Raw genomic sequence first — 14,102 nt, 5'->3', positions numbered from 1 at the left:
ATGAACTATTCAAAAGCATTGAATGAATGTATCGAAAGTGCCTACATGGTGGCTGGCCATTTTGGAGCTCGTTACCTAGAGTCTTGGCACTTGTTGATTGCCATGTCCAATCATAGTTATAGTGTGGCAGGGGCAACTTTAAATGATTATCCATATGAGATGGACCGTTTAGAAGAGGTGGCTTTGGAACTGACTGAAATGGACTATAGCCAGGATGAAACCTTTACGGAATTGCCGTTTTCTCATCGTTTGCAGGTTCTCTTTGATGAAGCAGAATATGTAGCGTCAGTGGTCCATGCTAAGGTGCTAGGGACAGAGCACCTCCTTTATGCGATTTTGCATGATGGCAATGCCTTGGCGACTCGTATCTTGGAAAGGGCTGGTTTTTCTTATGAAGACAAGAAAGATCAGGTCAAGATTGCTGCCCTACGTCGAAATCTAGAAGAACGTGCAGGCTGGACTCGTGAAGACCTCAAGGCTCTACGCCAACGCCATCGTACAGTAGCTGACAAGCAAAATTCTATGGCCAATATGATGGGCATGCCCCAGACTCCGAGCGGAGGTCTCGAGGACTATACGCATGATTTGACAGAGCAAGCGCGTTCTGGCAAGTTAGAACCAGTCATCGGTCGGGACAAGGAAATCTCGCGTATGATTCAAATATTGAGCCGGAAGACTAAGAACAATCCTGTCTTGGTTGGGGATGCTGGTGTCGGGAAAACAGCTCTGGCGCTTGGTCTTGCTCAGCGTATTGCCAGTGGTGATGTGCCTGCGGAAATGGCTAAGATGCGCGTGTTAGAGCTTGATTTGATGAATGTTGTTGCAGGGACACGCTTCCGTGGTGACTTCGAAGAACGCATGAATAATATCATTAAGGATATTGAAGAAGATGGCCAAGTGATTCTCTTTATCGACGAACTTCATACTATCATGGGTTCTGGTAGTGGAATTGACTCAACTCTGGATGCGGCCAATATCTTGAAGCCAGCCTTGGCGCGTGGCACCTTGAGAACAGTTGGTGCGACCACTCAGGAAGAATATCAAAAACACATCGAAAAAGATGCGGCCCTTTCTCGTCGTTTCGCCAAAGTGACGATTGAAGAGCCAAGTGTGGCCGACAGTATGGCCATTTTGCAAGGCTTGAAGGCGACTTATGAGAAACATCACCGTGTGCAAATCACAGATGAAGCGGTCGAAACAGCTGTCAAGATGGCGCATCGTTACTTGACTAGTCGTCACTTGCCAGACTCTGCTATCGACCTCTTAGATGAAGCAGCAGCAACAGTGCAAAATAAGGTTAAGCATGTAAAAGCAGACGATTCAGGTTTGAGTCCAGCTGACAAGGCCTTGATGGATGGTAAGTGGAAACAGGCAGCTCAGTTAATCGCAAAAGAAGAGGAAGTGCCTGTCTATAAAGACTTGGTGACAGAGTCTGATATTTTGACCACCTTGAGTCGCTTATCAGGTATTCCAGTTCAAAAACTGACTCAAACGGATGCTAAGAAATACCTAAACTTGGAAGCTGAACTGCACAAACGTGTCATCGGTCAAGATCAAGCAGTTTCAAGCATTAGCCGTGCCATTCGCCGCAATCAGTCAGGGATTCGCAGTCATAAGCGTCCGATTGGTTCCTTTATGTTCTTAGGGCCTACAGGTGTCGGTAAGACCGAATTGGCTAAGGCTCTAGCAGAAGTTCTCTTTGATGACGAATCAGCCCTTATCCGTTTTGATATGAGTGAGTATATGGAGAAATTCGCTGCCAGCCGTCTCAATGGAGCTCCTCCGGGCTATGTAGGTTATGAAGAAGGTGGGGAGTTGACCGAGAAAGTTCGCAACAAACCCTATTCCGTTTTACTTTTTGACGAGGTAGAAAAAGCACACCCAGACATCTTTAATGTCCTCTTGCAAGTCTTGGATGATGGTGTCTTGACCGATAGCAAGGGTCGCAAGGTTGATTTTTCAAATACCATTATCATCATGACTTCAAACCTTGGTGCGACAGCCCTTCGTGATGACAAGACTGTTGGTTTTGGGGCCAAGGACATTCGTTTTGACCAGGAGAATATGGAGAAACGCATGTTTGAAGAGCTGAAAAAAGCTTATAGGCCGGAGTTTATCAACCGTATTGATGAAAAGGTGGTCTTCCATAGCTTATCTAGCGACCATATGCAGGAAGTGGTGAAGATTATGGTCAAACCTTTAGTGGCAAGTTTGGCTGAAAAAGGCATTGACTTGAAATTACAAGCTTCCGCACTGAAATTGTTGGCAAATCAAGGATATGACCCAGAGATGGGAGCTCGTCCACTTCGCAGAACCCTGCAAACAGAAGTGGAAGACAAGTTGGCAGAACTTCTTCTCAAGGGAGAATTAGAGGCAGGCAGCACACTTAAAATTGGTGTTAAAGCAGGCCAGTTAAAATTTGATATTGCATAAAAATGGAGAATCAGGAGTAATCTTGATTCTTTTTTCGCAACGTTTTTATAAAAAATGATAAAAAACTATTGACAAAACAAAAATATAGTTTATAATAAAAACATAGATAATGAAAATATCAAAAAATATAAAAAGGCAATAGGTTTATGAAAAAGAAAACAGCAGTGGTATTTGGAACCTTTGCTCCGCTTCATCAAGGTCATATCGATCTGATCCAGCGAGCGAAGCGACAGTGTGACCGGGTCTGGGTTGTCGTTTCAGGCTATGAGGGAGATAGAGGGGAGCAGGTAGGCTTAACGCTTCAAAAAAGATTTCGCTATATCCGAGAGGCCTTTGGTGATGACGAGTTGACCTTGGTTTGTAAGTTAGATGAAACCAATCTTCCTCGTTACCCTATGGGCTGGCAGGAGTGGTTGGAGCAAATGTTAGAGGATATTTTCTATGATGAAACCCAGCAAGAACTAATCTTCTTTGTGGGAGAGGCAGACTACCAGCAAGAATTATCAAATCGTGGCTTTGAGACTGTCTTGCAAGAAAGAAAGTTTGGTATCTCAGCTACTATGATTCGAGAAAATCCAAGCAAGTATTGGAAATATATCGCTCAACCTTTCCGTCGTCAGTTTACAAAGAAAGTGTTGATTATGGGAAGTGCTAGCAATGGGAAGACCACTCTGGCCAAGGATTTGGCTAGGTATTACGATGCACCAGTTAGTTTGGAATACGCACGTGAGTACCAGATCAAAAACAATGTCCGCGACGATGAATTGACTCCAAAGGATTACTACTATCTCCTTTTAGGGCAGTATGACCAGACCTCTAAGTTAATCGATAGCAATGCCAATCGAGGTCTAGTGATAGCCGATACCAACTCCTTAGTAACCAAGGGCTACTATGATTATTACATGGAGACTGAGGACCAAGGGGATTTATCAGGAGAGACTTTTGATAATCTCTTTGCCTCAATCTTAGCTAAGGAAAAATGGGACTTGATTCTCTTTGTGCAGCCTGTCGGCTCCTATGTCAATGACGGATTTAGAGATATGACTATGGCAGAAGACCATATTCGCCATAGTTTTTCCCAGCATTTGGACCAGATGAGGGAGCGCTACTTAGCAAACATTCCACTAGTTTATCTAGCTGAGGATTATCTAGGAAATTATGAAGCAGCAAAAGTGGCTATTGATGCCATTTACCAAACAGATTAGGAGACAATTATGAAAAAACTAACTGAAAAAATCACACAATTTATCGAAAACTTTAAAAATGTCCATGCAGAAGCCCGCAAGATCGGTTTTGCAGGAATCATGAACCTGCTCTGGAAAGATCTCTTTGTCGGCCGTAGCCTCTTCCAGTGGTTGTATCTCATCGTCCTGTCAAGTGTTCCCTTGATCTTGGAATTCACGCAAAATACAGAAAGTCATGACTGGATGAGCTTGTTTGCATCTTGGACTGGGATTGTCTGTGTTATCTTGGTAGCAGAAGGGCGTGCAAGCAATTATCTCTTTGGGGCCATTAACTCTGCTATCTATTTGATTTTGGCCATGAATGCGACTTTTTATGGCGAAGTCTTGACGACCGTTTACTTCTTTGTCATGCAGCCGATTGGCCTCTATGCTTGGCTGTCCAACCGTATTAATGACCAAGGAAAAGCAGAAGAATCTCATTTTGAAGCTAAGAAATTATCTATTTTTGACTGGCTCAAGTACTTGGTCTTGACTGCTATCATCTGGATTGGTATGGGCTTAGCTTACCAAAGTATCCATAGTGCTCGCCCTTTCCGTGATAGTGTTACCGATGCGACTAATGGTGTAGGTCAGCTCTTGATGACACGTCTCTACCGTGAGCAATGGATTTTCTGGATTGCAACCAATCTTTTTAGTATCTACCTCTGGTGGGGTGAAAATATCCATATCCAAGGGATGTACTGGGTTTACACACTCAATAGTCTAGTAGGTTGGTACCAATGGACCAAGGCAGTTCGTAAGGAGGCATAAAATGGCGGACACGATGATTCCAGCAGGGATGACGGAAAAAGAATTTTTTGAAGTTCATGCAAGTCAGGAAGAGTTTTTAGACTGGTACTACAAGCAGGAACTCCCTCAATACGAAAAACCAAGTGTGACGGTGGATATGGTAGCCTACTGCTTTGTCGAAGGAAAGATCAAGCTCTTATTAATTCGTCGCAAGGCTCACCCTTATCAAAATTGTTTGGCTCTGGTTGGAGGATTTATGGACAAGGGCGAAGATGCTGCGCATGCCTGTCAGCGTGAGGTGAGAGAAGAAGTCAATCTCGATCTTCCTTTGGAAAAAATCGAGCAATTGATGACCGTATCGACTCCCGGCCGTGACCCACGGGGCTGGACAGTGACCATTGCCCACTTGGTTTATTTGCCTAGTCGTGCATTAGAACTTGTTCAAGCAGGAGACGATGCCAAGGATGTGGTTTTTGTAGATGTCGATTTTCAGACAGGCAAGTGCTTCTCAAAGGGAGTAGAGTTGGAGGATCAAGCCTTCGCTTTTGACCATTATGCCATTATCCAAGAATCCATCAAACGAATCCAAGGCCGTCTAGACTGGAACCCAACCTTCCTCTATCTGCTAGAGGAGGAGTTCACTGTCTACGAAGGGACTGAACTGGTCAATCTCATCAACCCCGGTCGTCCAATCGTCAGCAATAACTTTCTCGTAAAATATGGCGAGTACGTAGAAGAGGTCGGGCTCAAACGAGTACCTAAAAAGAAACCAAGAAAAACCTATCGACTGAAATAAAAAACGAGGTCGGGACAAAGTTCCCGACCTCTTTATGTACCATCATGAAATGGTTTTGCTGTTGCGACTGTTTTTAGGGATGGCTATCTTTCTTAGAATTACTCAACAGGTGAGTAAAGAAGTCCTTGTATCGATACTTGAGATAGTTCTCATGTAAAAATAACAAAGCGATATAAACAATCAAAAAGATTGTAGTCAGATAAAACACATCAAATGCAGTTCGCGCATAGTAAGCGGCTGATTGATAAGAGCCAATTGCTCCCAAAATCAACCAAGGAAGATACTTATAATGCTTATTTAGCATAAGAGTGCACCTCCTATATTCTATTTCAATGTTATTATATTCCTTTGTACTTAAAGTTACAAGCGATTACACAAAACAAATTCGAATTTTTAACAGGAAAAGCTCCTGTTTTTCTGTTTTATTACGAATAGAAGAGTAGGAGGAGTAAATGTATCTAAAGTATTTAAGATTTTTAAAATAGTTTAGATAAATTGTTGAAATATTTAAATCTAAATGTTACAATAATATTACAAAAAGATTTCATTATATTTCTAAAACATTACAAAGGAGTAGAAAAATGAAAAAGAAAACCTATATCAAATTGATGGCAGCAACTGTATTGGCTTCTACCCTATTATTAGGAGCTTGTGGAAATAAAAAGGAAACAACTCAAGCAAGCAGTTCTGCTAAGACAAGCCAATCATCAAGCTCTAAAGCAACTTCTGCTAGCAAAGAAAGCAAGACTCAGAAGTCCTCAAGTTCAGCTTCATCTGAAAAGGCCAAGGCGTCTACTGATCAATCTTCAGCAACTGCAACGCCATCACAAGCGGCACCAGAACAAAGACAAGGTCAAGAAGTGGCTAATCAACAGGCGGCTAGTCAACAAACTCCTGCTCAGACTCCTTCAACTCAACAAGCTCCTCAAGCTCAGTCTAACCAATCAAGCTATGATCCTACAACTGACCGCAAACTTCAAGACAAGCAAGCAGAGCAAAATAAACGCTACAAGGGTGTTTTAACCATGGTAGATGGTGATTTCTCAGCTGCAGCGGGCAATTGGAAGGGAGCTAATGGCGAAACAATCACAGTTTCATCAGGAGGCCAATTCACAGTAGAATCTGCTGATGGAAAGAAAGAAAATTACTCTATCAAAGGCTATTCTTATACTCTTGATGATGGTAAGTATAATGCCAAAATCGGTGGAGGAAAAATCATCCAAATTACAACAGGAGCGGATGGCAAGGTTTCCAGTGTTGCTTTGAGTCAATAATAGCTCTCAGTATTTGAATTTTTACAATCAAAGAAAATCCGTCAGCTCAATAAGAGTTGACGGATTATTTTATACTTTGGTTAAAAATTCTTCTGTAGTAAGAATTTGAGCAAACTCATCTTGTAGAGAAAGGAGATTAATCTCATGGATAGTCTCAGGAGAGATGGCCTGACCGTTTTTGTTAGATAGTGTAAAACTGGCAGTAGCATCTGCTAGTAAAGTGACTTCAAAACCAAGATTTGCTGCCATTCGTGTCGTAGTAGATACACAATGAGGCAGGGTCAAACCAACAACGACTAAATTACAAATCTGATTTTTTCGTAAATATGTTTCAAGATTTGTTCCAATAAAGGTGCTATTAACCGTTTTTTGAAAGATAGGTTCTGCAGTAACTGGTTCAAATCCACTTTTAAACACCTGATTTTGTTTGTTATGAAATTGCGACTGGGGATTGTCAGATATGTGTTGAACATGTAAGACTGGAAGAGCGTGCTTACGAAAGTATGCCAGTACCCTCAGTGCTTGTTGTTCAGCTTGAGGGTTGTTTCGTTCTCCCCAGATAGGGTTATCAAATGCTTTTTGCATATCGATAACCAGTAGAGCAGTATGAACCATTTTAAGCCTTATCCAACTGCAAGAGAGCCTCAATCTCTGCCAGAGTGCTAGCTTGTGAAATAGCTCCACGGAGTTTGGCTGCGCCAGATGTTCCACGGAGGTAGTGAGGAGCGAGGCCACGGAATTCACGAACTGCTACGTTTTCTCCTTTGAGGTTAATCAAGCGTTTCAAATGTTCGTAGGCGATTTTCATCTTGTCTTCAAAGGTCAAATCAGGGAGGATTTCTCCTGTTTCAAAGTAATGGTTGATTTGGTTGAAGAGGTAAGGATTTCCCATAGCAGCGCGGCCAATCATGACTGCATCAGCACCGACTTCTTCGATGCGTTGTTTGGCTTCTTGGACTGTACGGATGTCACCGTTGGCGATAAATGGAATCTTGGTCAGAGCTTGAGCTACGTTGTGCAAGGTCTCAAGGTCTGCATGACCTGTATACATTTGTTCACGGGTACGGCCATGCATGGCGAGGGCAGAAACACCTGCAGCTTCAGCAGCGAGGGCATTTTCTACTGCGAGAGATGGGTCAGCCCAGCCGGTACGCATCTTGACAGTAAGTGGAATATCAAGGACAGACTGGACCTTGTTGATGATAGAGTAGATCTTGTCTGGATCCTTGAGCCACATAGCGCCAGCTTCGTTCTTCACGATTTTATTAACTGGGCAGCCCATGTTGATATCCACGATATCGGTTTTGGTGTTTTCTTGGATGAATTCTGCTGCGCGTGCTAGGCTGTCTTCATCACTACCAAAGAGTTGGATAGAGACAGGGTTTTCGCCTTCGTCAATATGAAGCATGTGCAGGGTTTTTTCGTTGTTGTATTGGATTCCCTTGTCAGAGACCATTTCCATTACAACGAGTCCAGCTCCGAGCTCTTTTGCAATAGTACGAAAGGCTGAGTTGGTCACGCCAGCCATGGGTGCTAAAACGGTACGATTGGGAATCTCAACATTGCCAATCATAAAAGGTGTATTAAGATTTGTCACGAATGAGTTCCTCCAGGTCGTTTTCATCAAAGTTATAGGTAGTTTGGCAGAATTGACAAGTGATTTCTGCTCCGTGGTCTTCCTCTTTCATTTCCTGTAAGTCTGAGCTTGGAAGGCTAGCAAGAGCGTTCATAAAGCGTTCATGGCTACAGTCACATTGGAAACGGATTTCTTCTTCAGAAAGACGCTTGTAGGCCTCGTCACCGTAGATTGCCTTGAGGAGGGCTTCGATATGGTCTTCGCTTTCGAGAAGGGTTGAGATAGCTGGCATTTCTTGGATGCGTTTTTCAAAGCGAGCAATCTCTTCTTCCTTGGCTCCTGGCAAGACTTGGACTAGGAAACCACCTGCAACCTTGACCTTGTCTTCCTCGTCCAAAAGGACATTGAGGCCGACTGCTGAAGGGGTTTGTTGGCTTTCGGTCAGGTAAAAGGCCAGGTCTTCACCGATTTCCCCAGAGATAAGGGGAGTCATAGAGTTGTAAGGATTTCCAGTACCGTAGTCTGTGATAACGAGGAATTGACCATTTCCAACAAAAGGTCCAACTAGGACTTCACCAGTTGCAGTCTTTTTGATGTCAACACCAGGATTTTGAACGTAGCCTTTGACGTTCCCCTTGGTATCAGCAACGGTGATAATGGCTCCTAGAGAGCTAGATCCCAGTACCTTCACTGTTAGTTTGGTATTTCCTTTTTCATTGGCTGCGAGAATCTGGCTAGCGATAAGAGTTCGACCAAGCGCTACAGTTGAGCTAGCTTGGGTTTGGTGTTTTTCTTGAGCAGTGCGGACGGTTTCTGTGCTATCAAGGACAAAAGCACGAAAGGCTCCGCTTTCTGATATTGTTTTAATAATTTTATCCATAGCTACTATTTTAGCATAAAAATGCCCAAAGGGGGAGCCGTGTGTTTGCTGATTTTTAGGATAATGGACCAGGAAATCAGCATGAAAATAAAAAGAGAAACAGATTATTTCAGCATTTGTAAGATTTATGCTATGCTTAAGGTAGAAAATGAAAGGGGTAACAAATGTATTTAGGAGATTTGATGGAAAAGGCTGAATCTGGCCAATTTTCAATCCTTTCCTTTCTATTACAAGAGTCTCAGACGACCGTCAAGGCTGTAATGGAGGAAACAGGATTTTCAAAAGCAACTCTAACCAAATATGTCACCCTGCTCAATGACAAGGCTTTGGACAGTGGCTTAGAGCTGACTATCTCCTTAGAAGATGAAAATCTGCGTCTGTCAATCGGTGCAGCTACCAAGGGGAGAGATATTCGGAGCTTGTTTTTGGAGAATGCTGTTAAATACCAGATTTTGATCTATCTTCTCTACCACCAACAGTTTTTAGCCCATCAGCTGGCTCAAGAATTGATGATTAGTGAGGCTACGCTTGGTCGCCACTTAGCTAGTTTAAATCAGATTTTGTCAGAATTTGATTTATCCATCCAGAATGGACGTTGGCGAGGTCCAGAGCATCAGATTCGCTATTTCTATTTCTGTCTTTTTCGTAAGGTCTGGTCGAGTCAGGAATGGGAAGGCCATATGCAGAAACCAGAGAGAAAACAGGAGATTGCCACTTTAGAAGAGATCTGCGGTGCAAGTTTGTCTTCGGGGCAGAAATTGGACTTGGTTTTGTGGAGTCACATCAGTCAGCAACGTCTTCGGGTCAATGCCTGTCAGTTTCAAGTCATAGAAGAGAAAATGCGAGGGTATTTTGACAATATTTTCTACCTTCGTTTGCTGAGAAAGGCTCCTTCCTTTTTTGCTGGGCAACACCTTCCTCTAGGAGCTGAGGATGGGGAGATGATGATTTTCTTCTCTTTCCTCCTATCTCATCGCATTCTTCCTCTTCATACTATGGAGTATATCCTTGGTTTTGGAGGGCAGTTGGCAGATTTACTGACACAATTGATTCAAGAAATGAAGAAGGAGGAACTATTGGGGGACTATACAGAGGACCATGTCACCTATGAACTCAGTCAACTTTGTGCTCAAGTCTATCTCTATAAGGGCTATATTTTACAGGACCTCTACAAGTACCAGTTGGAGAATCGTCATCCTTATTTTTTGATGGAACATGATTTTAGGGGAACGGCAGAGGAGATTTTTCATGCCTTGCCTGCCTTTCAGCAGGGGACGGATTTGGATAAGAAAATTCTCTGGGAATGGCTCCAGTTAATCGAATATATGGCTGAAAACGGTGGCCAGCATATGCGGATTGGTCTGGATTTGACATCTGGTTTTCTTGTCTTTTCAAGGATGGCAGCCATTTTGAAACGGTATTTGGAATACAATCGTTTTATTACCATTGAAGCCTATGATTGTACTCGGCATTATGATTTGCTGGTTACCAATAACCCGATTCATAAGAAGGAACAGACCCCAGTTTATTATTTAAAAAACGACTTGGATATGGAAGATTTGGCGGCTATTCGTCAGTTATTATTCACTTAAAAGGCTTGGTTGTTCCAGGTCTTTTTTGTGAAATTCACACAATCTCCTCACATTTTTTAAAAAATTAAAAAAAGTTGATGAACAAGAAAGCGCTTTATTTTGTATACTAGTTACTGTAAAGAGGAAACATCCTCAAGATCATTATCAGGAGGACAGCACATGTCACAAGAAAAATACATTATGGCCATTGACCAGGGAACTACAAGTTCTCGTGCTATCATTTTCAACAAAAAAGGAGAAAAAGTTAGCTCGAGTCAAAAAGAGTTTACCCAGATTTTCCCTCAGGCAGGTTGGGTAGAGCACAATGCCAATGAAATTTGGAACTCTGTTCAGTCAGTTATTGCTGGTGCTTTCATCGAAAGTGGTGTCAAGCCAAATCAAATCGAAGCAATTGGGATTACCAACCAACGTGAAACAACTGTCGTCTGGGATAAGAAAACAGGGCTCCCTATCTACAATGCTATTGTTTGGCAGTCACGCCAGACAGCACCTTTGGCTGAGCAACTAAAAAGCCAAGGTTATGTGGAAAAATTCCATGAAAAGACTGGTTTGATCATCGATGCTTACTTCTCTGCTACCAAGGTTCGTTGGATTTTGGATCATGTAGAAGGTGCTCAAGAGCGAGCAGAAAAAGGGGAATTGCTCTTTGGTACCATCGATACTTGGTTAGTTTGGAAGTTGACTGACGGTGCGGCTCACGTGACGGACTACTCAAATGCAGCTCGTACTATGCTCTACAATATTAAAGAACTCAAATGGGATGATGAGATTTTGGAAATCCTTAACATTCCTAAAGCAATGTTGCCTGAGGTTCGTTCTAACTCTGAGATATACGGTAAGACAGCGCCATTCCATTTCTACGGTGGAGAAGTGCCAATCTCAGGTATGGCTGGGGACCAACAAGCAGCCCTCTTTGGGCAGTTGGCCTTTGAACCTGGTATGGTTAAAAATACTTATGGAACAGGTTCTTTCATCATCATGAATACTGGTGAAGAGATGCAGTTGTCTGAAAATAACCTCTTGACAACGATTGGTTACGGAATCAATGGCAAGGTTTACTATGCCTTGGAAGGTTCTATCTTCATCGCAGGAAGTGCCATTCAATGGCTTCGTGACGGTCTTCGCATGGTTGAAAATTCACCAGAATCTGAAAAATACGCTCGTGATTCTCACAATAATGATGAAGTTTATGTCGTTCCAGCCTTTACAGGTCTAGGTGCTCCATACTGGAACCAAAACGCTCGAGGTTCTGTCTTTGGCTTAACTCGTGGAACAACTAAAGAAGACTTTATCAAGGCGACTTTGCAATCTATTGCTTATCAAGTACGTGACATCATCGACACCATGCAAGTGGATGCTCAGACAGCTATCCAGGTCTTGAAAGTAGACGGTGGTGCGGCTATGAACAACTTCCTCATGCAGTTCCAAGCTGATATCTTGGGAATCGACATCGCACGCGCTAAAAACTTGGAAACAACAGCTCTGGGGGCAGCCTTCCTAGCAGGTTTGTCAGTAGGTTACTGGAAGGACTTGGATGAGTTGAAACTCTTGAACGAGACAGGAGAACTCTTCGAGCCGTCTATGAACGAATCTCGCAAGGAACAACTCTACAAGGGCTGGAAGAAGGCTGTAAAAGCGACTCAAGTCTTTGCGGAAGTAGACGACTAATACTGGAAGAATAAAGCGACTTAGTTAGAAAGTGTGTAAATATGGAATTTTCAAAGAAAACACGTGAATTATCAATTAAAAAAATGCAGGAACGTACCCTAGACCTCTTGATTATTGGTGGAGGAATCACAGGGGCTGGTGTAGCCTTGCAGGCGGCAGCTAGCGGTCTTGAGACTGGTTTGATTGAAATGCAGGACTTCGCAGAAGGAACATCCAGCCGTTCAACTAAATTGGTTCACGGAGGTCTTCGCTACCTCAAACAATTTGACGTAGAAGTAGTCTCAGATACTGTTTCAGAACGTGCAGTGGTTCAACAAATCGCTCCACATATTCCAAAACCAGATCCAATGCTCTTGCCAGTTTACGATGAAGATGGAGCGACCTTTAGCCTCTTCCGTCTGAAAGTAGCTATGGACTTGTACGACCTCTTGGCAGGAGTTAACAACACCCCAGCTGCTAACAAGGTCTTGAGCAAGGAAGAAGTTTTGGAACGCCAGCCAAACTTGAAGAAAGAAGGTTTGGTAGGAGGTGGGGTTTACCTTGACTTCCGTAACAACGATGCGCGTCTCGTAATTGAAAATATTAAACGTGCCAACCAAGACGGTGCCCTCATTGCCAACCATGTGAAGGCAGAAGGCTTCCTCTTTGACGAAAGTGGCAAGATTACAGGTATTGTAGCTCGTGATCTCTTGACAGACCAAGTCTTTGAAATAAAGGCCCGTCTGGTGATTAACACAACAGGTCCTTGGAGCGACAAGGTGCGCAATTTGTCTAATATGGGAACCCAATTCTCACAAATGCGTCCAACTAAGGGAGTTCACCTAGTCGTGGATTCAAGCAAGATCAAGGTTTCACAGCCAGTTTACTTTGACACAGGTTTGGGTGACGGTCGTATGGTCTTTGTTCTCCCACGTGAAAACAAGACCTACTTTGGTACAACTGATACAGACTACACAGGTGATTTGGAACATCCAAAAGTAACTCAAGAAGATGTAGATTACCTACTTGGTATTGTCAACAACCGCTTCCCAGAAGCGAATATTACAGTTGCTGACATTGAGAGTAGCTGGGCAGGTCTTCGTCCATTGATCGCAGGCAATAGCGCTTCTGACTACAATGGAGGAAATAACGGAACCATCAGTGATGAAAGCTTTAACAACTTGATTGCGACTGTTGAATCTTATCTCTCTAAAGAAAAAACACGTGAAGATGTTGAGTCTGCTGTCAGCAAGCTTGAAAGCAGTACCTCTGAGAAACATTTGGACCCATCTGCAGTTTCTCGTGGTTCTAGCTTGGACCGAGATGATAATGGTCTCTTGACCCTTGCTGGTGGTAAAATCACAGACTACCGTAAGATGGCTGAAGGAGCTATGGAGCGCGTGGTTGACATCCTCAAATCAGAATTTGACCGTAGCTTTAAACTCATCAATTCTAAGACTTACCCTGTTTCAGGTGGGGAATTGAACCCAGCAAATGTGGACTCAGAAATCGAAGCCTTTGCGCAACTTGGAGTGTCACGTGGTTTGGATAGCAAGGAAGCTCATTACCTAGCAAATCTTTACGGTTCAAATGCACCGAAGGTCTTTGCTCTTGCTCATAGTTTGGAACAAGCACCAGGACTCAGCTTGGCAGACACCTTGTCCCTTCACTATGCAATGCGCAATGAGTTGGCTCTTAGCCCAGTTGACTTCCTTCTTCGTCGTACCAACCACATGCTCTTTATGCGTGATAGCTTGGATAGCATCGTTGAGCCAGTTTTGGATGAAATGGGACGATTCTATGATTGGTCAGAAGAAGAAAAAGCAGGCTACCGTGCGGATGTCGAATCGGCTCTCGCTAACAACGATTTAGCAGAATTAAAAAATTAAGAAAAAATAAAAGAGGCGGCGGGCAATAATCCTTGTCGCCCG

General features: G+C 43.2%; 12 protein-coding genes. 8 read left to right on the top strand and 4 right to left on the bottom strand.

The window, feature by feature from the left end; translation table 11 throughout:
* The 4 genes from TZ91_RS09535 (at position 1) to TZ91_RS09520 (ending at position 5,202) form a co-directional block, all read left to right on the top strand.
* A complete protein-coding gene (locus tag TZ91_RS09535; protein ID WP_033687595.1) occupies positions 1–2,433 on the top strand; it encodes an ATP-dependent Clp protease ATP-binding subunit in 2,433 nt (810 codons plus the stop codon).
* Between the two features lie 146 nt (positions 2,434–2,579).
* Entirely contained in the window at positions 2,580–3,638 is a 1,059-nt protein-coding gene (locus TZ91_RS09530) for an AAA family ATPase (protein ID WP_033687593.1), read from the top strand.
* Positions 3,639–3,647: 9 nt separating this feature from the next.
* On the top strand, positions 3,648–4,427 hold the full coding sequence (gene pnuC / locus TZ91_RS09525) for a nicotinamide riboside transporter PnuC (protein WP_033687592.1): 780 nt from the start codon (positions 3,648–3,650) through the stop codon (positions 4,425–4,427).
* 1 nt (position 4,428) lies between these two features.
* Complete coding sequence (locus TZ91_RS09520; RefSeq protein ID WP_033687591.1) at positions 4,429–5,202, top strand: NUDIX domain-containing protein; 774 nt, start codon at positions 4,429–4,431, stop codon at positions 5,200–5,202.
* Positions 5,203–5,275: 73 nt separating this feature from the next.
* Here the strand turns inward: TZ91_RS09520 and TZ91_RS09515 are convergent, their stop codons facing one another.
* Complete coding sequence (locus TZ91_RS09515; RefSeq protein WP_033687589.1) at positions 5,276–5,506, bottom strand: hypothetical protein; 231 nt, start codon at positions 5,504–5,506, stop codon at positions 5,276–5,278.
* Positions 5,507–5,783: 277 nt separating this feature from the next.
* Here TZ91_RS09515 and TZ91_RS09510 point away from each other — a divergent pair, with 277 nt between their 5' ends.
* Positions 5,784–6,476 (top strand): hypothetical protein, encoded by a 693-nt coding sequence (locus tag TZ91_RS09510; protein ID WP_033687587.1) that lies wholly within the window; start codon positions 5,784–5,786, stop codon positions 6,474–6,476.
* 69 nt (positions 6,477–6,545) lie between these two features.
* On the opposite strand, the gene TZ91_RS09505 is transcribed toward TZ91_RS09510, so the two are convergent.
* Genes TZ91_RS09505 through hslO form a run of 3 tightly spaced genes read right to left on the bottom strand, consistent with a single transcriptional unit; the run spans position 6,546 to position 8,932 of the window.
* Positions 6,546–7,091, bottom strand: a complete 546-nt coding sequence (locus TZ91_RS09505; protein WP_033687585.1) for a cysteine hydrolase family protein — start codon at positions 7,089–7,091, stop codon at positions 6,546–6,548.
* 1 nt (position 7,092) lies between these two features.
* Positions 7,093–8,073 (bottom strand): tRNA dihydrouridine synthase DusB, encoded by a 981-nt coding sequence (gene dusB / locus TZ91_RS09500; protein WP_020902632.1) that lies wholly within the window; start codon positions 8,071–8,073, stop codon positions 7,093–7,095.
* Positions 8,060–8,932 (bottom strand): Hsp33 family molecular chaperone HslO, encoded by an 873-nt coding sequence (gene hslO, locus TZ91_RS09495; RefSeq protein WP_000357854.1) that lies wholly within the window; start codon positions 8,930–8,932, stop codon positions 8,060–8,062. The genes dusB and hslO overlap by 14 nt, the downstream gene beginning before the upstream one ends.
* 164 nt (positions 8,933–9,096) lie before the next feature.
* On the opposite strand from hslO, the gene TZ91_RS09490 reads away from it, so the two are divergent.
* From TZ91_RS09490 to glpO, 3 genes are all read left to right on the top strand, one after another.
* Positions 9,097–10,524 carry an AcpB/EbpR/MafR family transcriptional regulator gene (locus tag TZ91_RS09490; RefSeq protein WP_033687582.1) on the top strand — a complete coding sequence of 476 codons (1,428 nt, stop codon included), beginning with the start codon at positions 9,097–9,099 and terminating at the stop codon, positions 10,522–10,524.
* A gap of 159 nt (positions 10,525–10,683) precedes the next feature.
* Positions 10,684–12,192 carry a glycerol kinase GlpK gene (gene glpK / locus TZ91_RS09485; RefSeq protein ID WP_000076786.1) on the top strand — a complete coding sequence of 503 codons (1,509 nt, stop codon included), beginning with the start codon at positions 10,684–10,686 and terminating at the stop codon, positions 12,190–12,192.
* Positions 12,193–12,233: 41 nt separating this feature from the next.
* The gene (glpO, locus tag TZ91_RS09480; RefSeq protein ID WP_033687581.1) at positions 12,234–14,060 is read left to right on the top strand and encodes a type 1 glycerol-3-phosphate oxidase; all 1,827 of its coding nucleotides are present in this window, start codon (positions 12,234–12,236) and stop codon (positions 14,058–14,060) included.
* Positions 14,061–14,102: the final 42 nt, after the last annotated feature.

Origin of the sequence: Streptococcus mitis (assembly GCF_000960025.1) — a bacterium.
Taxonomy (GTDB): Bacteria; Bacillota; Bacilli; order Lactobacillales; family Streptococcaceae; genus Streptococcus; species Streptococcus mitis_DH.
The sequence above is the reverse complement of the archived record's forward strand: the minus strand, read 5'-3'. Positions and strand labels throughout refer to the sequence as shown.